The organism is Adlercreutzia muris (genome assembly GCF_008831045.1).
Lineage (GTDB): Bacteria > Actinomycetota > Coriobacteriia > Coriobacteriales > Eggerthellaceae > Adlercreutzia > Adlercreutzia muris.
On sequence record NZ_WAJS01000022.1, the window covers coordinates 12864 to 33280 of the forward strand.

General features: G+C 58.1%; 18 protein-coding genes. 12 read left to right on the forward strand and 6 right to left on the reverse strand.

Annotated elements, in window-relative coordinates; all coding sequences use genetic code 11:
• The first annotated feature begins 134 nt into the window (after positions 1–134).
• Complete coding sequence (locus F8D48_RS07750; protein ID WP_151430969.1) at positions 135–641, forward strand: bifunctional nuclease family protein; 507 nt, start codon at positions 135–137, stop codon at positions 639–641.
• A gap of 73 nt (positions 642–714) precedes the next feature.
• Here F8D48_RS07750 and gyrA read toward each other — a convergent pair whose 3' ends face one another.
• The 4 genes from gyrA to dnaN form a co-directional block, all read right to left on the reverse strand.
• Positions 715–3333: a DNA gyrase subunit A gene (gyrA, locus tag F8D48_RS07755; protein WP_201757675.1), complete on the reverse strand. Its 2619-nt coding sequence runs from the start codon at positions 3331–3333 to the stop codon at positions 715–717.
• Between the two features lie 215 nt (positions 3334–3548).
• Complete coding sequence (gene gyrB, locus F8D48_RS07760; RefSeq protein ID WP_151430973.1) at positions 3549–5492, reverse strand: DNA topoisomerase (ATP-hydrolyzing) subunit B; 1944 nt, start codon at positions 5490–5492, stop codon at positions 3549–3551.
• 289 nt (positions 5493–5781) lie between these two features.
• Positions 5782–6915, reverse strand: a complete 1134-nt coding sequence (gene recF, locus F8D48_RS07765; protein WP_151430975.1) for a DNA replication/repair protein RecF — start codon at positions 6913–6915, stop codon at positions 5782–5784.
• 25 nt (positions 6916–6940) lie between these two features.
• A complete protein-coding gene (gene dnaN, locus F8D48_RS07770) occupies positions 6941–8041 on the reverse strand; it encodes a DNA polymerase III subunit beta (protein ID WP_151430977.1) in 1101 nt (366 codons plus the stop codon).
• A 763-nt stretch (positions 8042–8804) separates the two neighbouring features.
• On the opposite strand from dnaN, the gene F8D48_RS07775 reads away from it, so the two are divergent.
• From F8D48_RS07775 to F8D48_RS07820, 10 genes are all read left to right on the forward strand, one after another.
• Positions 8805–9860, forward strand: coding sequence for an ATP-binding protein (locus F8D48_RS07775; protein ID WP_135970743.1), 1056 nt, complete (start codon positions 8805–8807; stop codon positions 9858–9860).
• Between the two features lie 80 nt (positions 9861–9940).
• Positions 9941–11725 (forward strand): chromosomal replication initiator protein DnaA, encoded by a 1785-nt coding sequence (gene dnaA, locus F8D48_RS07780; RefSeq protein WP_151430980.1) that lies wholly within the window; start codon positions 9941–9943, stop codon positions 11723–11725.
• A gap of 512 nt (positions 11726–12237) precedes the next feature.
• Positions 12238–12372, forward strand: a complete 135-nt coding sequence (gene rpmH, locus F8D48_RS07785; RefSeq protein WP_016310113.1) for a 50S ribosomal protein L34 — start codon at positions 12238–12240, stop codon at positions 12370–12372.
• A 12-nt stretch (positions 12373–12384) separates the two neighbouring features.
• Positions 12385–12777: a ribonuclease P protein component gene (gene rnpA / locus F8D48_RS07790; RefSeq protein WP_151430982.1), complete on the forward strand. Its 393-nt coding sequence runs from the start codon at positions 12385–12387 to the stop codon at positions 12775–12777.
• 4 nt (positions 12778–12781) lie between these two features.
• The gene (gene yidD / locus F8D48_RS07795; RefSeq protein ID WP_321194137.1) at positions 12782–12994 is read left to right on the forward strand and encodes a membrane protein insertion efficiency factor YidD; all 213 of its coding nucleotides are present in this window, start codon (positions 12782–12784) and stop codon (positions 12992–12994) included.
• 32 nt (positions 12995–13026) lie between these two features.
• Entirely contained in the window at positions 13027–13803 is a 777-nt protein-coding gene (locus tag F8D48_RS07800) for a YidC/Oxa1 family membrane protein insertase (protein ID WP_135970739.1), read from the forward strand.
• 104 nt (positions 13804–13907) lie between these two features.
• Positions 13908–14489: a Jag family protein gene (locus F8D48_RS07805; protein ID WP_205717357.1), complete on the forward strand. Its 582-nt coding sequence runs from the start codon at positions 13908–13910 to the stop codon at positions 14487–14489.
• A 126-nt stretch (positions 14490–14615) separates the two neighbouring features.
• Positions 14616–15266 carry a 16S rRNA (guanine(527)-N(7))-methyltransferase RsmG gene (rsmG, locus tag F8D48_RS07810; RefSeq protein WP_240806276.1) on the forward strand — a complete coding sequence of 217 codons (651 nt, stop codon included), beginning with the start codon at positions 14616–14618 and terminating at the stop codon, positions 15264–15266.
• Between the two features lie 249 nt (positions 15267–15515).
• Positions 15516–16370 carry a ParA family protein gene (locus tag F8D48_RS07815; protein WP_240806278.1) on the forward strand — a complete coding sequence of 285 codons (855 nt, stop codon included), beginning with the start codon at positions 15516–15518 and terminating at the stop codon, positions 16368–16370.
• Positions 16363–17445 carry a ParB/RepB/Spo0J family partition protein gene (locus F8D48_RS07820; protein ID WP_151430986.1) on the forward strand — a complete coding sequence of 361 codons (1083 nt, stop codon included), beginning with the start codon at positions 16363–16365 and terminating at the stop codon, positions 17443–17445. The genes F8D48_RS07815 and F8D48_RS07820 overlap by 8 nt, the downstream gene beginning before the upstream one ends.
• A 226-nt stretch (positions 17446–17671) precedes the next feature.
• Here F8D48_RS07820 and rlmN read toward each other — a convergent pair whose 3' ends face one another.
• Complete coding sequence (rlmN, locus tag F8D48_RS07825; protein WP_201757671.1) at positions 17672–18724, reverse strand: dual-specificity RNA methyltransferase RlmN; 1053 nt, start codon at positions 18722–18724, stop codon at positions 17672–17674.
• Between the two features lie 76 nt (positions 18725–18800).
• On the opposite strand from rlmN, the gene F8D48_RS07830 reads away from it, so the two are divergent.
• On the forward strand, positions 18801–19754 hold the full coding sequence (locus F8D48_RS07830) for a D-alanine--D-alanine ligase family protein (protein ID WP_151430991.1): 954 nt from the start codon (positions 18801–18803) through the stop codon (positions 19752–19754).
• Here F8D48_RS07830 and F8D48_RS07835 read toward each other — a convergent pair.
• Positions 19751–20389: a hypothetical protein gene (locus F8D48_RS07835; protein WP_151430993.1), complete on the reverse strand. Its 639-nt coding sequence runs from the start codon at positions 20387–20389 to the stop codon at positions 19751–19753. The genes F8D48_RS07830 and F8D48_RS07835 overlap by 4 nt on opposite strands.
• Positions 20390–20417: the final 28 nt, after the last annotated feature.

Consider the following 20417-nt stretch of genomic DNA (forward strand, 5'->3'; position numbering starts at 1 on the left):
GCTTGACTATCTTACGATGAAATCATAGTGGGGTCAAGGAAAAATTTAACCGAATTGGAAAAATTATCTTGAGCCCCGGAAAACTCACTCGTGAGACAATACCATTGCGCCGTTTTCTCTGAAAGGAGCCTGCCGTGATTCCCTTGAAAGTGCTCACGCTCATCATGGCGAACCCACTGCAACCTTCGGTGCTCGTGCTCCAACCTGTGGAAGACGCGCCGGCGGGGAAGGCCCGTATCGTACCCATATGGATCGGACCCTCGGAGGCAGCGCAAATCGGCATGGCCTTGGAGCAGGTGAAACTCGAACGACCGATGACTCATGATCTCTTCCTCGACGCGCTCACTAATCTTGATGCCCGCATCGATTCCGTGGTCATCTGCGGCGTGAAGGGCCCGGTATTCCGATCCCGCCTCATTTTGAGCCAGGGAGGCCGCCTCGTTACCCTCGATGCGCGGCCGAGCGACGCCGTTGCCCTAGCCCTGCGCCAAGACGCCCCTCTCTACATCGAGGAGCGCGTGCTAGATGCTGCCTCTTTTCCGTTTATCTTCAAAGAGGAACGGCCGGAAGAGGAGCTAGCGGCCTTCAAGACCTTCCTGGACCATGTCTCCCCTGACGACTTCGGTATCGAGGGCCCGTAGCCACCTGAAAGAAGAGAGGGGGCAGCCCCGCAGGCCTGCCCCCCTCGCGACACAACGACGGCAATCGACCCAGTTACTCTTCGTCCTCGGCGATCTCTTCCACCGCGACCTCGGCAGCGCCGTCTCCCTCGTCGCCGTCGATGTCGTCGATGGCCAAGGATCCGTCGGTGCTCTCCTCGTCCAGCAGGTCGAGCTGGTTCTCGTCCACCTCGCCGGCCTTCTTGGCCTTCTTCTTGCCTGTGGAGGAAATGGCCACGGCGCAGACCTTGTCCTTGTCGGCCACGTTCATCACCTTCACACCCTGGGTGGAACGGCCAAGCTCGGAAATGCCCTTCACCGGGGTGCGCACGATGACGCCCTCCTCGGACACGATCATGATCTCGTCATCGGCGCCGACGATCTTCATGACTGCGAGCAGGCCCTTCTTGTGGGTCATGGTGATGGTGTACACGCCCTGGCCACCGCGATGGTGCTCGGGGTATTCCTCGATCTTCGTGCGCTTGCCATAGCCCTTCTCGGTAATGACGAACAGGTCGGTGCCGGGGCGGGCAATTTCCATGCCGAGTACGTGGGCATCGGCGGGCACGTTCATGCCGCGCACGCCCATGGTTCCGCGGCCCATGGCGCGGGCCTCGGACTCATCCCAGAGGATGGCCTTGCCGGCGGAGGACACCATGATGACCTTCTCGCCCTTAGCCACACGCTTCACCGAGATGAGCTCGTCATCGTCCTTCAAGTTGATGGCGATGAGCCCGTCGCGGCGAGTGCGGTCGTACTGGTCCATGGAGGTCTTCTTCACGTTGCCCTGAGCCGTGGCGAACATGAGGAACTCCTCGGCGGGGAAGTCCTTCGTGGCGATGACGGCGCTGATAGACTCGCCTTTCTCCAAAGGCAGCAGGTTCACAATGGCCGTGCCGCGGGCATGGCGACTGGCCTCGGGAATCTCGTACACCTTCAGGCGATACACCTTGCCCTTGGTGGAGAAGAACAGCATGTAGGAGTGGGTGGAGGCCACAAACAAGTGCTCCACAAAGTCGGCATCCTTCAAGTTCACGCCCTGCATGCCCTTGCCGCCGCGCTTCTGCTGGCGGTAGGTGCTCACGGGCAGGCGCTTGATGTAGCCGGCCTTGGTCATGGTGACGACCATGTTCTCCTCGGCGATGAGGTCTTCCACCTCAATATCCTTCGCCTCGCCGGTGATGCGGGTGCGGCGCGGGGTGCCGTACTTCTTCTTGATCTCCAGCAGCTCGTCCTTGATGACCTGCTTCAGCAGGCTCTCGTCGGACAGGATGCGCTTGTAGTAGGCGATCTTCTCGCGCAGCTCGGCCAGCTCTTCCTCGATCTTCTCGCGCTCCAGGCCGGTCAGGCGGCGCAGACGCATCTCCAAGATGGCGTTGGTTTGCTTCTCGGAGAGCCCAAAGCGCTCGGTCAGGCGCGCGGCGGCTTCCTTGTCCGTCTGGGACGAGCGGATGATCTGGATGACCTCGTCGATGTTATCCAGCGCGATGATGTAGCCCTCGAGGATGTGCTCGCGCTCCTCGGCCTTGGCCAGCTCGTAGCGGGTGCGGCGGGTGACGACGTCCTTCTGATGCTCAATGTAGTAGTGGAGGATCTCCTTGAGCGACAGCACGCGCGGGGTGCCGTTCACCAGGGCCAGCATGTTGGCGCCGAAGCCCACCTGCAGCTGGGTGTGCTTGTACAGCTTGTTCAGCACCACCTGGGGAATGGCGTTGGACTTCAAATCGATGATGATATCGATGCCCTTGCGGTCGGCCGCGTCGTGGATGTTGCTGATCTCGGGCAGCTTCTTATCGCGCACGAGCTCGCCGAGCTTCTCCAGCAGGCGCTTGCGGTTCACCTGATAGGGAATTTCCTTCACCACAATAGAGGAGCGGCCGTTCTTCTTCTCCTCGATCTCGCACTTGGCGCGGATGGTCATGTTGCCGTGACCAGTCTCGTAGGCATCCAGGATGCCCTTCTTGCCCATGATGAGGCCGCCGGTGGGGAAGTCGGGACCGGGCATGACGGCCATGAGCTCCTCGGTGGTGCACTCCGGATTATCGATCATGAGGCAGGTGGCATCGATGGTCTCGCCCAGGTTGTGGGGCGGGATGTTCGTGGCCATACCGACGGCGATGCCGTTGGAGCCGTTGACCAGCAGGTTCGGGAAACGGGCCGGCAGCACCGTGGGCTCTTGCAAGCTCTCGTCGTAGTTGGGCTGGAAATCAACGGTTTCCTTGTCCAAATCGCGCAGCAGCTCCATGGCCGGCTTGTCCAGGCGGGCCTCGGTGTAACGCATGGCGGCGGCACTATCGCCGTCGATGGAGCCGAAGTTGCCGTGACCGTCGATCAGCGGCAGGCGCAGGCTAAAGGGCTGGGCCAGGCGCACCATGGTGTCGTACACGGCGCTGTCGCCATGGGGATGGTACTTGCCGATCACGTCGCCGACGGTACGGGCCGATTTCATGTGCGGCTTGCTCGGCGTGTAACCCGATTCGTTCATGGCGTACAGAATGCGGCGGTGCACCGGCTTCAGGCCGTCACGCACGTCGGGCAGGGCGCGGGACACGATAACCGACATGGAGTATTCCAGGAAGGAGGTCTGCATCTCCTTGCCGAGAAACGCCGCGCGCACCGTGGTGCCCTCGCCGCCGTTGGCCCCCTCGATGATGGAGCCGTGGGGGTTGGGCATATCCACCATCATAGAGCGGGCCCGCTCCTCCTCGGAAACGGCGTGCTCCTCGTCCAAGGTGGAAGAGGCCGAGGCGATCTCGGCATCCTCATCGCCCTCGTCATCGGTGTCGACCTCTTCAGCCAAGTACAGCGCGTCCTCTTCGGCGGCCTCTACCCCGGACTGCTCATCGGCGTCGAAGTTCTCGTCTTCAAAATCTGCCATTTAGGTTCTCCTTAAATGTCCAGGAAGCGGACGTCGCGGGCGTGCTTCTGGATGAACTCCTTGCGGGGCTCCACCTGGTCGCCCATGAGCTCGCTTACCACGCGCTCGGCTTCCACGGCGTCATCGATGTTCACCTGCAGAAGCGTGCGGGTGGCCGGCTCCATGGTGGTCTCCCACAGCTGCTCCGGGTCCATCTCGCCGAGGCCCTTATAGCGCTGCACGTCGAACTTGCCCGGGTCGTCGTACTCGGCGAGCGTGGCGGACAGGGCCTTCTCGTCGTAGATATAGCGCTCCACCTTGGTGCTGCGGGAGTTCTTCTTCTTCAGACCAAAGATGGGCGGCTGGGCGATGTAAATGTAGCCGAGATTGATGAGCTCGGGCATATAGCGGTAGAAGAACGTAAGCAGCAGGCAGCGGATGTGCGCGCCGTCCACGTCGGCATCGGTCATGATGATGATGCGGTGGTAGCGGGCCTTCTCGGCGTCGAAGTCTTCGCCGATGTTGGTGCCGATAGCGGTGATGAGGGAGCTGATGGTCTCGGAAGACAGCGAGCGATGCAGACCGGCGCGCTCCACGTTCAGGATCTTGCCGCGCAGGGGCAGGATAGCCTGGAACTTACGGTCGCGGGCCTGCTTCGCGGAGCCGCCTGCCGAGTCGCCCTCTACAATGAAGATTTCGGACTGGGAGGCATCCTTGCTGGCGCAGTCGGCCAGCTTGCCGGGCATGCTGAACGAGTCGAGCACGTTCTTGCGGCGGGTCATCTCGCGGGCCTTGCGAGCAGCCTCGCGGGCCTTCAGGGCCTGGGTGGCCTTGCCGATGATGCGCTTGGCCGGGGTGGGATTCTCCTCCAAATACTCGGCGAGGCCCTGGGTCACGGCGTTCTGCACCAGGGGGCGAATTTCGGTGTTGCCGAGCTTGGTCTTGGTCTGGCCCTCGAACTGCGGATCATGGAGCTTCACCGAGATGATGGCGGCCAGACCCTCGCGGGCGTCTTCGCCAGAGAGGTTGTTGTCCTTCTCCTTCAGCAGTCCCTTAGCGCGGGCGTAGTCGTTGATGGTACGGGTGATGGCCTGCTTGAAGCCGTCCATGTGCGTACCGCCCTCGTGAGTGTTGATGTTGTTGGCGAAGGCCATGACCGAGTTGGTGGAATAGGAGCTGGACCACTGCAGGGCCACCTCCACGGTACCGTCGGCATTCTCGGCCTCGAAGTAGATGGGCTTGTTCAGGGTCTCCTTGCCATCGTTGATGAACTTCACGAAGTCCACAATGCCGCCGAGAGCCTGGAAGACCTCGGTGCGGGGGTTGCCGTCGGCATCGGTCACGCGCTCGTCGTGGAGGATGATCTTCAAACCCTTGTTGAGGAACGACATCTCGCGGAAACGGGCCGCCAGGGTGTCGTAGTCATAGGTCGTGGTCTCGGTGAAGATGGCTGGGTCGGGCCAGAAGGTCACCTTGGTGCCGGTATTCTTCGCCGGGCCCACCTCGTGCAGCTTGTTGTTGGTCTTGCCGTGGTCGAAGTCAATCTCATAGGTCTTCCCGTCGCGGCGCACCTGCACCTCCACCTTGGTGGACAGGGCATTCACGACCGACACACCCACGCCGTGCAGGCCGCCAGACACCTTGTAGCCCTCGCCGCCGAACTTGCCGCCGGCGTGCAGGATGGTGAGCACCACCTCAACAGTGGGGATTTTCTCCTTGGGATGCTTGTCCACGGGAATACCGCGGCCGTTGTCGTTGACCGAGATGGAATTGTCGGGATGGATCCACACCTCGATGGTGTCGCAGTAACCGGCCAGGGCCTCGTCCACGGCGTTGTCGACCACCTCGTAAACCAGGTGATGCAGGCCGCGGGGGCCGGTGGAGCCGATGTACATGCCGGGGCGTTTGCGAACGGCTTCAAGCCCTTCAAGGACTTGAATGTCAGAACCGTCGTAATGATCTGGTTTTTGTGCCACTGACACTCCTTCGCTCTACATAGAAAATGCGCCCGATGCGAGCGCTGACTGAGCGTCGATTATAGCATGGGATAGTGGCCTGTGGTTTTGCGAGGTCTGAAAATGGCTGTTTTAACGGCCTCTCAGGGGTACTTTTGGAATTTTATGGGGAAAATATCACATTTTCGAAAATCGAAGTTCTAGGGGCGCCAGGACTTCTCAGGAAAGGTGCAGGCAAAACAACAGGGCAGGATCAGGGGTCGGGGCGCCAAACTAAAAACTAAGGAGCCCCCGAATTCATAGTGAAGCACTAGACCGACAGGGGAAGCTCAACAACTTGAGCCCGACTGAGCATACCCTGGTCGAAGTAGGCGAGATTCGCCGTGGTGATAAAGGTCTGGCAACCTCCCTCCATGGCATCTACCAGGGCTTCGCGGCGGGCACCATCAAGCTCGCTCATCACATCATCCAGAAGAAGCACCGGTTTCTGCTGCAAGAGCTCTTCCACTACCGCGGCCTCAGCGAGCTTGTATGAGAGCACGATGGAGCGCTGCTGGCCCTGACTTCCGAACAGAGAAGCATCTTGATCATCGAGGAAGAACCCAATGGCGTCACCGTGGGGTCCCACAAGGGATCGGCCCCGACGACGCTCTTCGGCGGCGCGTTCATAGAGGGATCGCGCCAGAGCTTCCCGTGCCTCGTCGCGCGTGAAGGTCATCAAGGGAAAAGCCCCCGGATACGGGGTTATCGGCTCCTTTCCCGAACGAGCCCACGAGGGCGTATAGTACGCCGTTAAGCGCTCGCGACCCCGAGAGATCTGACGATACTTTTCCGCAATGGAAGGCTGGAGCCGCGCAAAGAGGGCGGCGCGATAGCAGGCGAGCTGCGCACCCGCAGTCACCACCATCTCGTTGATGGCCTCGAGAAGAGGCGGCGCCGCCTCTTCCTTGAGCAAGCGGTTCTTATGGCGGATCACCTTCTCGTAATCGCGGCGCACCACATAATAGTTCTTGTTCACTTGAGATCCCAGGGTATCCAAAGCGGTGCGTCGTCCGGCGGTGGGGCCCTTCACTAGATCAAGATCATCGGGCGTGAAGATCACCGACGGCACCAGGCCCTTCAAGTCGGCCGGGTGCTTCGCCTTTCCGTTCAGGCGGTATTTCCTCACCTTGCCGTCGAGAGCCAGATCGAGGGAAAGCTCGCGATTCCCATCACTCACCTGAGCCTGCAGGCGGGCTCCCTCACAACCATGACGAATCAGCTGATCAATGGTGGCATGACGAAAGGAAGTGAGGGCGGTGAGCAATTGGACGCCCTCTATGATGTTAGTCTTGCCCATGGCGTTCTCCCCCACGAGCACAGTCAAATCCCCGAGGGACGTCAACAATGCTGATTCGTAACTCCGAAAATTACGGAAGGCCAGTTGTTCGATGCGCAGCGTCAAAAACGTTCCACGTGAAACATCGGGTCTAGGAAATGCGCACGGGCATGACGAGATACAGGAAGTTCTCAGGCTCCAGGGCACGGAAAATACCGGGCTTCAACGAAGAGAGCACCTCCAGGTACACCTCATCCGTGGCGATAGACCCCAGGCCATCGAGCACGTAGGCGTAGTTGAAGGCGATTTCCACATCCTCGCCTTCCACTGTGCAAGGGAGAATCTCTTGAGCGCTGCCCACATCTTGAGATGCTGCGGTAATCTGGGCAGTCTGGGAAGCGGCGTTCAGGTCGAAGCGCACCGGCGAGGCGTTGGAGCCGAGCAACGAGGCGCGTCGCACGCTGGCTACGAGCTTGTCCACTTCTAGGGTAGCGCGGGTAGCGTAGGTGTCGGGGAGCAGCTGCTTGTAATTGGGGAAGTTCCCCTCGATACGACGGTTGATGAACACGGTATCCTCGCAGGTCACCACGATCTGGTTGTCGGCCAGGGCCAGCGACACTGGCGATTCGGTCTTGGGCAGCGAGGCGATTTCCGACAGGAAAGAGCCAGAAATGACCGCTTGGAACTCATCGGCCGCCGTCTCCTCCAGAGGAGCGTCGGTAATGGCAAGGCGGTAGGAGTCGGTGGCCACCATGCGCAGCACGCCGTTCTCCAGAGTGATGAGCACGCCTGTGAGAATGGCCCGGCTCTCATCCTTTGACACAACGCGGGACACGCGCTTCACCATGGTGGAGAACTGCTGGAAGGGAATCTCGATGCGCTGGTGCGTCTCAACCCGGGGGAAGCCGGGGAAGTCCTCGGCGTTCAAAGCGCGAATGGAGAAAGAGGAGGTATCGCAGGTGATGAAAGCCTGCTCGTCGGTGGCTTCCACGTGAACGGCCGCATCGGGCAGGTTCTTCACAATCTCTGAGAACAGCTTGCCCGGAACAACGGCACGGCCCTCTTCCTCAATGAGCGCGGCGACGGAATATTGAATGGACAGCTCCAGATCGGTAGCTTGGAGGATGATCTTGTCCCCCGTGGCCTCAATGAGAATACCCGATAGAACCGGCAGGGTGGAACGGGTGGAAACGCCCTTCAGAACGATGGAGAGCGCATTGGCGAGTTCGGTACGATTAATGCTCAGCTTCAATGGAAACCCTTTCCTCGACTGACGGGTCGCTCACCGCCCTCAGGCGGATGATATGTAAAAGCAAGGTTTGAGCATTATAACGCCAGACTTCCCCTAAAAGGGCAAAGCGGAGCGCTTCTTCGGCGGAACCACAGGCGCCCGACCTTTCCCCGCGAGATGATTATGCACTTTCCAGAGCGCAACGGCGGTGGATAAAGTGGAAAACCTGTCTTTTCCCCAGCAAACTTGGTGGAAAACCTCTTTTGCACCGCGGTGAAAACCCCAAAAAAAAAGCAGCAACAGGGAAACCGACAGGGCGTTTAGCTCCACCTAAACAGTCATAGTATTATGTACTTGAACTGGCTTTATGTCAGATTAAAGCCTATAAAGGCCATGTAATGGGAGTACCCCTCATCCCTTTTAGCTGAACGAGGTCAACGCACCCGCACAAAGAAAAGAGTGGGCCGATAAGAGCGATCGAGGCTCTCTGTCAAGAAAGTTTTCAACTTTTCCATCTTTGAAGGCCAATGAATTTTGTTCCCAAAAATTCACTGTTTTCCACTTTTGCTGAACTTTCCGTTAATAACTCTGAATTAGGTGAAAAGTGCAGGTGAGGAAATTGGAAGTTTTCAACAAATACTGAACACAAAGTGGATTTCCACCCGTTGTCCTAAAAAGCCCCTCCAGTCTGGCCTCATCATTTCAAAAACAAGGTACAATGGCAGCCAATTTCTTCCGAATCCACTGAATAAAAGCCGAATCGCACGGAACGAGATCGAACACCATGGAGACACACGCCGCCCAGCCGGACACCGCCCCTGAAGCGAAGCCCTTCGACTACACCTTCGTCGAAACCGTCGGTCGTATTGCGCTCTACGACGACCTGCTCAGCGCGCCGCGGGTCATCGAAATTCAACCGGCGGCCACCGGGGCCTACATCGAGGCCCTCGCCTCCAGCGTGTACGAGCAGGCACGGGGCGCAGGCGGATCCATCCCCTACACGGTTATCCGGGAAGTGTCCGAGAATTTTATCCACGCCCAGTTCAAGGGCGTGCTCGTCACCATTCGCGATCAGGGCAACACTATTGTGTTCGCCGACCACGGGCCCGGCATCCCCTCCAAGGAAAAGGCTCAGATGCCCGGGTTCTCCTCGGCGGTTGAGCCCATGCGCAACTACATCCGCGGCGTTGGGTCGGGGCTGCCCATCGTGCGCGAGTACCTGGAATCGTCCCACGGCACCATCACCATCGAGGACAACCTGGGAACCGGGGCCGTCGTCACCATAAGCCTCGCGGGGGCCGATGAGGAGGAGGACGACTATATCGAGGTCAATCCTTACGGAGCCATGCCCCAAGCGAGTCCCTACCCGGGAGGCGTGGAGGGCGCTGCCGCAACGGCACCAACCTACGGAGTCGCCCCGGGAGTGCCGGGCGCGGCCGTAGCCGCACCAGCGGCGGCGCAGCCCTATGGCTACGGCTATGCCCCCGCCCCGGCACCGGCCGCGAGCCCCTACGGGGCCATGGCCGGCCAGCCCCTACCCGGCACTTACGCCGCGGCCCCCGTGGGCGCGCCCCTGGCCCAGGCCATGCCCTACCCGGCCGTGGCGCCCGTAGCCGGGGCTTCCACCCTGCGGCTTAATAAGATTCAGCAGGAGATGCTGCGCCTTCTCGCCGTCGAAGGGAGCCTCGGCAACGCCGATATCTGTCGCCGTCTTGGCGCAAAGCCCTCGACCGTAACGAATAACTTCAACGAGTTGCGCGACAAGAGCCTCGTGACGAAAGACGGTCAAAAGTACACCCTCACCCCCTACGGCGCCCAAGTGATCCCCGGGCTCCTGTAGCCCCAAAAGACCTCAGCGCCCCAGTTAGAACAACCGCCCTTTTCCCACTCAACCCCGCGAGAGGACCGCAAGGAAGCACTATGGACAGCGAGAAACTCAATCAACAGTGGCACACCATCTGCACCCAGGTCATGAGCTACCCCGACATGGACGCTTCCCAGGTCACCGCCTTCTTCTCGCGACTTGAGCCCCAAGCCATGAGCGACTCCTTCCTTATGCTCACCGCCGACAACGACTTCATCAAGTCTTGGGTGGAGCAACACTATGTAGAGCCCATCCAGCGGGCTCTACTCGACCTGTGCGGCATTCCGTTCACCGTGGCCATCGCCATTGATCCGGGGCAAGAGGCCCGCAAGGCCGCTGCCGCGGCGGGGTCTTCCCCCTCGGGGGCCCCCGCCCCTGCGGCGGCCCCGATGAGCGTGCCGGGATCGCCCGGGGCCACGGCCCCAGCGTCCTTCCCTGCGGTGACCCCGGCTGCGGGCGCCGGGACTCCAGCAAATCCCCTGGCCGCAGCTCTCTCCCCCACGAACGCCTACCCGGCGCCGTGGCCCGGAAACCCTCCCGCAGCGAACCCGGGAGCTTTGGGAAACCCCTCATCCTCCGATCCGGCCGCAACAGCGAATGCCCCCGCAACTCCGACGATGCCGCCCTGGGGCGATGCTGGCGGCGGTGCTCCCGTAAATGGCACCCCGGCAGCGGGCGCGGGCGGGGTGCATGGAACCGAACACCCCGCCGCCCCAACCGCCGATGCTGGGGCCGAGGACCATTACCGACCCCAGCCGCCGGCGGGAGCGGTGGGAACCTCAAATCCCTGCTCAGCCTACACATTCAGCAATTTCGTCATCGGCTCGTCGAATCGTCTTGCCTACCAAATGGCCGTGCAGGTGGCCGAACAGCCGGGCCGGAGCGCCCTCAACCCCTTGTTCATCTATGGCAAGAGCGGCCTGGGAAAGACCCATCTCATGCGGGCCATCCAGAACTACATCGGGGAAACCTACCCGCACCTCCGCACCGTCTTTGTGGATGCCGACAGCATCACCAACGAGTACGCCGAAGCCAGTGCCGCCCATGATCGGGAAAAGAGCAGTTTCAAGAACTTCAAAACCTTCTACGAGGAAGCCGACGTGCTGTTCATCGACGACGTCCAGAAGTTCCAAGGCAAAGAGCGTACCCTCGATATCGTGTTCCAACTGCTTAACACCCTTACGAGCCGCGGTAGCCAGGTAGTGCTGTCAGCCGATCGCGCCCCCAAGAGCATCGGCCTCGACGAGCGCTACCAATCTCGCTTCGCTGCCGGCTCCCCCGTCGACATCCAGCCGCCCGACATCGAGACCAAGCTTGGTATTGTCAAGTCCTTTACCGACGAGCTCTGTCGCAGTGAGGGATTTGGGCATTTGGCCCTTTCCAACGACGTGCAGCTCTATATTGCTGAGATCTCGGGGTCGAACATTCGTGAGCTGAAGAGCGCCATTACCAAGGTGGCCTTTTATCAGACTTCCATGGGCGAACGTGGTGACGTCACCGTGGAGGAAGTACGGTCCCTCCTGGAGAACCACTTCTCCGGTGGACTGTCGCGCACTGTCACCGTTGAGGACATCCAGCGGGCGGTGGAGGAATATTACAAGGTAAGCCATAGCGATCTCGTCGGCCCGGCTCGCAGCCGCACCATCGTGCATCCCCGTCATATCGCCGTGTACCTCTGCCGTCAGATGCTTGACATGCCCCAGGGAGATATCGGGAAGAAGTTCAACCGGGACCACTCGACCGTTATTCACTCCACCCGAACCGTTGAGGCGATGCTCGAGGACAACATGGAGGTTCAAAGCGACGTGGAGAGACTCATGAAGATCATTCGGGAATCCTAAGTGCAAAACTGGGGGATTGCAGGGGATATCGCGGGTATAACCCCTCCTTTTTCCACAAGCGCCGACGTTAAGAGGCCCGGGAGAGCAGTATAGGGCCAATTTCCCCTACAGGAAATGAACCAGTTTCCCGTGGGAATTTCATGGCTGTGATCAGGGATTATCTAGGGTTCTCGACTAATCCACCAGGTTTATTGTAATGACGAAGGGAAAGAATATAGAAGAACCGGGGCGGATTGCTGAATCGTCCTATTGCCTCACCCGTCATTTTGCCGCAGATCGCTCTCAGCGGACTGTCGTTGCATCTGAAGGTTCCTTCGAGACAACCTGCATTCTCACAAAAGCAATCCTGTAGCCCTGCTCGATTCCTCCCTCGCCAAAACCCCGTCTCTCCGCGAGGCAGGGCAATCCCACCGACAGTCTTCGCGTTTTCCTAAGAGTTCCCCGTTGACAGCCTCTCTCTGTGGTATATAATCGGAAAGCTATTCTTTGAACCATGAAAGGGAAAGAAAACAATGAAACGCACCTATCAACCGAACAAACGCAAGCGCGCCAAGTGCCACGGCTTCCGTGCCCGCATGTCCACCAAGGGCGGCCGCGCTGTTCTCGCTTCCCGTCGTGCTAAGGGGCGCAAGCGTCTCACCGTCTAGGAGTGCCCAGGCGTGGATACCATCAAGTCCAGCACTGAAATCTCCCAGCTCTTCTCAACCGGTCGGCGTCTGAAAACTCCCTATCTCACGCTGATCGTCGGGGAGCATTCCCCGATGTCAACCCGAGCTGAAGACGTGCAACACGACCTCCCTGGTCGTGTTGCTTTTATTGCTGGGAAGAAGCTGGGGAACGCCGTTTGGCGCAACCGGGCTAAGCGGCGACTGAGGGCTCTCTGTCGAGATTTGGGAGGGCCGTGGCCGGACAAGGATGTGGTGTTCCTCGCCCGCGCATCGCTCTGCCGAGCCTCCTATGGGGACGTGCTCAGGGCTTGCACTGGCGCAGCGGCGTACCTTGGCTCGCCATGGGAAAGGGGCAATGATGAGGCGGATCGCTGTCTTCATTAAGCGCATGCCGGCCCTCGTGGCCATTGGGATCATTATGTTCTATCGCATGGCCATCTCGCCACTCCTGCCTCCTGCCTGCCGCTTCGTTCCCACCTGCTCTGAATACGGGCTCACCGCCTTTAGGCGCTATGGGTTTCGCAAGGGGTTTGTCCTCACGGCGAAACGGATACTGAAATGCCGTCCGGGCGGCCCTCATGGATACGATCCCGTGCCATGAGGCTACCGCGGCCGACTTGAGAAGGGTTGCGTATGTGGGATATATTTAAGGACTGGATCTTCGATGTTATCCAGTTCTTCTTTGACTTCTGCCACGACTGGGGCCTGGCTATCATCATCGTTACGATTATCTTCCGTATCATCGTAGCTCCCCTGATGCACAAGCAGGCGAAGTCGAACTACGCCATGCAGAAGGTCCAGCCGAAAATTCAGGCGCTCAAGGAGCGGTTCCCCGATGATCCCACGCGCCAATCCCAGGAGATGCAGAAGATTTACGCGGAGATGAAGTTTAATCCGCTCGCTGGATGTCTTCCGATGCTGCTGCAGATGCCCATCTTTATTGCCCTATTCCAGGTACTGCGCGAGATGGGGGATCGTATCGGTGACGACAGCTATTCGTTTTACAATCTGGTCCCCAATCTCGTGCAGACCCCCTCGGGGGCTTTCGCCGAGGGTTTCGGCACCTTTTTCCCTTACTTGATTCTAATGGTAGTGTTTGCCGGTGCGACGTTTCTTCCCATGGTGCTTCAGCAGTTGAAGACTGAGAACACCCAGCAGAAGAACCAGACGCTTATGATGGGCGGCATCATGTCGATTATGATGCTCTGGATTTCGTGGGGGTCTCCTGCCGGTGTGCTTCTGTTCTGGGGAGCCAGTTCTGTGATTGGTATCGCACAGAATCAGCTGACCCTTGCCCGTTGCCGAGCGCAGGACAAGAAGCGCGAAGAGGAAGAAGCCCTTGTGGTCAAGCCCGTCGAAGTTGATGTGGTGCGCAAGGAAAAGAAAAAGCGTCCTAAGAAGAAGCGCTAAGAATCGTTGTCTTAAGAGAGTGTTTCACGTGAAACACTCTCTTTATTTGTCCGCGGAATAGAAGAGTTCGTTGCGGAACCCTGCGAAGAGAAAAGGAGCTCCTGATGACCGAGGAATTCGTCGAAGCTGTGGAGGCTACGATGTCGGAGAGCGATGCTCCCGACGTTTCGGATGAGGCGGCTGCCGATACTCCGTCCGACTCTAATGAGCTGGTGGTTACCGATGAGATGCTGGACAACATTGCCGATACGGCCATCGCTGCATTGCAGGATATCCTCCAGTACTTCAATGTGGGCGATGTAACCATCGACGAGTACGAGGGTGATGAGGGAGAGCTCATCCTCGATATCAGTGGTGACGATATGGCTGTCCTGATTGGGCGTCACGGCAAGACTCTTGATGCTCTGCAGTTCATCGTGTCCATGATTACCATCCGCACCATTGGGTTCCGCTATCCGGTTGTGGTTGATGTCGAGGGATACAAGAATCGTCAGCGCCAGAAGCTGGAATCGATTGCCCACTCCTCTGCCAACCGAGCAGTTGGCCAGCATCGTAAAGTGGGCTTGCGTCCGATGACTCCCTATGAACGCCGTATCATTCACATCGCTCTTCGCGATGACGATCGCGTTGAGACGGTGTCCGAGGGAGAGGGCTCTGCTCGTCACGTTGTGGTAGTTCCCCTGTAGTTACCGCGAATTTCATTGAACAGCGGTGAAAGGGCGGGAATTCCCGCCCTTTTCCTTTACAATGTCTCATTACCGTTTCTAACCTTGGAGGCCTGGGATTCTATGACTTCGTCAGAGTGTCGTGATTTGACCCATCAATACCTTGATGCCATTCTCGAGGTCAATAAGACAACGAATCTCACGCGTATCGCCTCTCAGACAGAGGCGGAGATTCTCCATATTGAAGACTCTCTCGCTGGACTTCCTGAGATAGAGGCCGCTCCTGAAGGACTCTATGGCGATCTTGGCTCAGGTGGAGGGTTCCCTGGTGTTCCCTTGGCCCTTGCCACGGGCCGTATGACGGTGTTGATCGACTCAGTCAAAAAAAAGATGGCCCTCGTATCTGGTGTCCTCGATGAGCTTGGCTTGAGCGATCAGATAAGTACCTATGACGGCCGTATTGAGGAGTTGGCCCTGGATCGTCCTGGTTCTTTCTCGGTTCTCACGGCCCGCGCACTCTCGCGCCTCGTATCTCTTCTAGAGCTCGCCTCGCCTTTGCTGAGCAAGGGAGGGCAACTGATATGCTATAAGGCCCATGTAGACGACGAGGAGTTGGAAGAGGCTCGTGCGGTGGAGAATTTGGTCGGCATGAGGCTTGTCTCTCGACGGGAACTCGTACTCAGTGATGGGGAGACGGAACGCTCTATTCTCGTATTTGAGAAAGTCGGCTGTGGTAAGGTCAAGCTTCCTCGCCGTGTTGGAATGGCTCAGAAGAACCCCTTGAAACCACGTTCGTGATGTTTCACGTGAAACATCACGATTAACTCGCCGCTCCTGTGAATCAGCGGTCCTGTGATGTGGGGCCGATGCTATACTGTGCTGCAGCTAAGGAAGGAGGTTCCTGTGGGATTTTTTGATGGTCTTAAACGGGACAGTAAACAGAATCAGACTATCGCCGGGGCTCGCGCCCCTCAGTCTCAGGAACAACGTGAAGCCCAGGCGGATGCTACTTATCGCGAACCTGATCCCGATGAACTTGAGGTGTCGATGCGGGAAGTGGCTCCCGCGACATATCATTCTGAACCTGTTCAGCCGCTTAAGAGCTACAAGGATAAGGCTCCCGTCAAACATGTGATTGGGCATACGCGCGTGATCGGCATCATCAATCAAAAGGGAGGCGTCGGCAAGTCAACGACGGCCATTAATCTTGCTGCCGCTCTGGGCGAGATGGGTAAGCAGGTTCTTCTCATTGACCTCGATCCGCAAGGGAATTGCTCCAGCGGTCTCGGTATTGAGAAGGGTCTTATCCAGCAGTGCATTTATGACGTGCTCCTGAATGACGCCCCATTGGAGGATGTCATCATTCCTGATGTGGCTGAAGGTCTCGATGTGGCGCCGGCAACGATCAATCTTGCTGGCGCTGAAGTGGAGTTGGTTTCTGAGATGGCCCGCGAGAACCGTCTGAAGGACGCCATCGGCTCTATGCGGGGAAAGTACGACTTCGTTATTATCGACTGCCCTCCGGCCTTGGGTTTGCTCACAGTGAATGCGATGGTGGCCGCCGACAAGCTGCTTATTCCCATCCAGTGCGAGTTCTATGCCCTTGAGGGCGTGACAAAACTTCTTGAATCAATGAAACGTGTCAAAAGCCGTTTGAATCCGTCTCTTGATATTTACGGCATTCTCTTGACGATGTATGACAGCCGTACGATCCTCTCGAAGCAGGTTGCCGATGAAGTTCGAGAGTACTTCGGGCGTCTCGTGTTCTCCACCCCTATTCCCCGTACGGTAAAACTTTCCGAAGCCCCCAGTTTCGGGCAGCCTATTACCCAGTACGATCCTCGTGGTCGTGGCTCCCTGTCCTATATTGAACTTGCGAAGGAAGTGATTGCCCGTGGCTAAGCCAGAACGACGTGGTGGATTGGGCCGAGGTCTCAGTTCTCTCCTCCCTGGTTCCTATGAGGCTCCTGCCCCTGCTGCTCCAGCTCCCGAAGGCCAGCGACTGACCGTTCAGGTTGAGGATATCGAGGAGGTGCCGGCGTCTTCTCGACCGGCTTCTCGTGTTGTTGTGAGCGAAGAAGGAGCCGATACTGTTCTCTCCGAGCCGATTCCTCGGGAGGTGAGCGCTTTCGTGCCCGCTCTTGTCCGAGAAACAGCGGAGACGAGGACGACCGATGAAGTGAGTCTTGATAGTATCTTCCCTAATCCCGACCAGCCCCGAACACAGTTCAAGAAAGAAGAGATCGAGGAGCTGGCTGCTTCCATCGAAAAGGACGGCTTACTTCAACCGATTCTTGTTCGGCAGATGGGCGATGGTACCTATCAGATTATTGCTGGTGAGCGACGCTGGCAGGCCTCCAAGGCCGCGGGCCTCAAAAAAGTGCCGATCCGCATCAAAGAGGCTGATGATAACCTCGCACTGGAGCTGGCTCTGATTGAGAATATCCAGCGAAGCGACTTGAATCCCATTGAGGAGGCCTATGGATACCGCCGCCTCATGGAGCGTCGTTCGATGACTCAAGCCGAGGTTGCCCAGGCGGTTTCAAAAGGGCGATCCACTGTGGCTAACGCTCTTCGCTTGCTCGATCTCCCCGAAGAGGCTCAGCAGTTGCTCTACGAGGAGAAGATCACAGCCGGCCATGCCCGGGCTATTCTCTCGGTATCCACACCCGAAGGACGCGCGAAACTTACCGAGAAGATCGTTGAGGGGAATATGACCGTGCGTGAGGCCGAGAGCCTTGCCCGCTTGCTTTCAGGAAAGAAAGACTCCTCTCCTACTTCGACTCGTCCCGCAACTCCACCCGTGTTCAAATCAGTTGCCAAGACACTGCGTGAGACCCTCAAGACCAATGTTCGCGTCAAATCTTCCAAGGGCAAGAACAAGATTGAGATCGAGTTCAAGGATGAGGAAGATCTGCAGCGCCTCTTCGATGAGATTCTTGGCATGAAGGAAGAGTCTTCAGCCATTGAGGAGTAACCTCTCTATCGGGACTGAGAAAAGAAAGAAAGGGTGTTTCACGTGAAACACCCTTTCTTTTTATTTTCGAAATCCCCTGCTCTGTATCGAGCGCGCCCACTTCCGATTGAGGCGCCTTAAGGTCGATCTGAGTGGGTCTCCTCGATATTGGAAGAATTTTGCTTCCTGGAGCCCCTATGGGAAGCTCGCGAAAACTGCTTTACATAACATATCGAGTTGTGAGTGATCATGTTTCACGTGAAACAATACGGTTCTTCAGCTGCCCACAGGCACCGTCGATATCACTTCCACGAGACTTTCTCATGCTTATTTCAACGCCCTCGGCTTCGAGCGTTCTCATCCAGTGTCGAACGGTTTTCTCAGCTGCTGGCTGGAAGGGAGCCCCCTCCACGGGATTCATGGGCAGAAGATTGATATGGCAGAGGAGTCCGCGACATAGATCGAGAAGTGCAAGCAGCTGCTCTTCGGAGTCATTGACGTTCTTAATGAGGAGGTATTCGAGGGAGACGCGCCGCCCGGTTTTCTGGGTATAGTTCTTAAGGGCCGTTTTGAGCAGCGGCAGGGGTTGTTGGGAGACTTTCGGCATGAGTTCGTCGCGGGTTGACTGTACTGCCGAGTGAAGCGAAATAGCTAGAGTGAATTGCTCAGGCTCGTCGCTGAGGCGCTCGATGCCGGAGATGATGCCGCAGGTGGAAATCGTGATATGGCGCGCGCCGATATGAAGGTCGTCAGCGCTGTTAACCATACGCAGTGCTGAAAGCACTTCATCGTAGTTCAGAAATGGTTCTCCCTGGCCCATGACAACAACGTTGCTCACGCGGGCTTCGAAGTCCTTTTGAACGGTAGCAATTTGCTGGACAATCTCCCCTGCTTGCAGGTTGCGGGTGAGCCCCTCGCGCCCTGTTGCACAGAATGCGCAGGCCATGGGACAGCCCACCTGAGAGGAGACGCAAACCGATAACCGCTCGATGATTCCGTCTTGGCGATGGGTTGGCATGCCGACAGTTTCGACAAGACATCCGTCGTTAAGTTTGAACACGTATTTGCGCGTTCCATCAATGGAGACCTGTCGGTCGACAGGGGAGAATTCCTCAAAGGGATATTCCTGTGCCAGCCGCTGGCGAAGGGGGGCCGGCACATTGCTCATGGCGTCAAAAGAAGTGCAATGGTGCCGATGAATCCATTCGTGTACCTGTTTGGCTCGGAATCGGGGGAACCCCCAGGCTTCAATGAGACCGGTGAGCTCGGGAAGGGTGAGTGTCATAAGTTCGTTATTCATAGGGGCCATTATAGACAATGCACCTGCTCTGATATACTTCCCCTCAGATATTCATCGTCTTGAAAGGTGTCCGATCATGGCTGTTACTTTGGATCCGGCTACTTGTCGCGTCGCTCTGCTTGCAGGAGGAACGAGTGGCGAGCGCGAGATCTCCCTCGCGTCCGGCAAAGGGGCTGGCGAAGCGCTGCGCCAGGCAGGGTTTGCGGTGACGGAATTGGACCCTGCCTCCAAAGATGATTTGAAGGCGCTCATTGACGGCAACTTCGATGTGGCCTTTCTCTGCCTCCATGGTAAAGGAGGGGAGGACGGCCAGCTTCAAGGGTTTCTGGAGGTGATCGGCCTTCCCTATACAGGCCCAGGCGTGTGGTCGAGCGCTACGGCTATGAACAAGGCGAAATCGAAGGTCTTCTATGCCCGTGAGGGTATTGCGACGGCCCCATTCTTCTCTCTTGAGCGGGGGTGCTCCTATGATGTTGAGACAATCGCCCAAGTTATGGACGGCACCTGTGTTGTCAAGCCCGCAACTGAGGGAAGTGCCCTCGGTATTTATATCGTTGAGGGGGAGGAGTCTATCCGAGAGGCCATCGAAGAGGTGTTCAAGATTGATAGCCTGGTGGTTGTGGAGCGCTTCATCAAGGGCACCGAGCTGACCGTGGCGGTTCTCGGCAACGATGAGCCCTATGCGCTGCCGATCATTGAGATTGTGCCCCGGGGCGAGTTCTACGATTTTGATTCCAAGTACGCCCCGGGCGGCTCTCAGCACATTTGCCCCGCGCCTCTCGACGAGGCCCTGACCCAGCGTGTTCAGGCCATGGCCGTGGCCGCCCATCGCGCCCTTGAGTGCACTGGCGTCTCTCGCTCCGACTTCATCCTCGATGAGGAGGGAACGCCATGGATTTTGGAGACGAATACCATCCCCGGCATGACGAGCACCTCGCTGCTCCCTGATGCGGCCCGCGCCGCCGGCATCGAGTTTCCCGAGCTGTGCACACGCCTGATCGTCAGTGCCCTTGAGGCGGCGACCCGCTAGAAGAGCCCGCAGGCCTTCAACCCGAAGATGAGGGAGCCCACCAGGGCAAGGAGGAACGCCCAACTGAGAAGGTAGCAGCCCTTGTTTCCCTGGCGGCCCTTTTCGACGAGGCTATCGGTTATCGATCTTTGCCGCTTGAGAATGGCCATACCCTTCTTTTTTTCTGGCAAGGGAACGCGATCCGTGGGGAGCCATGCGCCCTGGGTTTCGACAATTCGCTCAACGGCGGCCCCATCGAAGGCCAGTGCGGGGCGAATCCCCTTGCCTATAAGGATTCCGACACCTTCCACAAAGCAGGTGAAGGCCTTCTGATCGCGGGCATCGTAGGCGATGACCGCCGCCTCCCCCCAGTACTCACCGGGCTCTGGCTGCTCGGAGAAGGCCACGAAGGAGAGGATGCCGACCAAGGTGAGATCCTGGGCGCGCAGAAGGCTCAGCTGGCGCGAGAAGTCGGGGCCGAAGTACCCGATGCGAGATCCGAAGCGATTGACGAGCCAGGCTTTCTGGACCCCGCTTTCGATGGTGCACTCGATAGCGTACTGATCCCCGACGAGATTGTCCGAGCCGAGCAGGGCCGCGGCGTCCTTGCGGGACGCCGTTTGAAATGTTTGATATGTACCAAAATACCGTTCCATGACGTTCTCCCTGCGCTGGCTGCTACAA

Excerpts from the sequence above, each read along its gene's own strand:
- rlmN (WP_201757671.1), bottom strand. The coding sequence starts at position 18,724 with ATGAATAACGAACTTATGACACTCACCCTTCCCGAGCTCACCGGTCTC.
- F8D48_RS07805 (WP_205717357.1), top strand. The coding sequence starts at position 13,908 with ATGACCGAGGAATTCGTCGAAGCTGTGGAGGCTACGATGTCGGAGAGC.
- F8D48_RS07830 (WP_151430991.1), top strand. The coding sequence starts at position 18,801 with ATGGCTGTTACTTTGGATCCGGCTACTTGTCGCGTCGCTCTGCTTGCA.
- F8D48_RS07835 (WP_151430993.1), bottom strand. The coding sequence starts at position 20,389 with ATGGAACGGTATTTTGGTACATATCAAACATTTCAAACGGCGTCCCGC.
- dnaA (WP_151430980.1), top strand. The coding sequence starts at position 9,941 with ATGGACAGCGAGAAACTCAATCAACAGTGGCACACCATCTGCACCCAG.
- F8D48_RS07800 (WP_135970739.1), top strand. The coding sequence starts at position 13,027 with ATGTGGGATATATTTAAGGACTGGATCTTCGATGTTATCCAGTTCTTC.
- F8D48_RS07815 (WP_240806278.1), top strand. The coding sequence starts at position 15,516 with ATGCGGGAAGTGGCTCCCGCGACATATCATTCTGAACCTGTTCAGCCG.
- yidD (WP_321194137.1), top strand. The coding sequence starts at position 12,782 with ATGCCGGCCCTCGTGGCCATTGGGATCATTATGTTCTATCGCATGGCC.
- F8D48_RS07775 (WP_135970743.1), top strand. The coding sequence starts at position 8,805 with ATGGAGACACACGCCGCCCAGCCGGACACCGCCCCTGAAGCGAAGCCC.
- gyrA (WP_201757675.1), bottom strand. The coding sequence starts at position 3,333 with ATGCCCAACCCCCACGGCTCCATCATCGAGGGGGCCAACGGCGGCGAG.
- rpmH (WP_016310113.1), top strand. The coding sequence starts at position 12,238 with ATGAAACGCACCTATCAACCGAACAAACGCAAGCGCGCCAAGTGCCAC.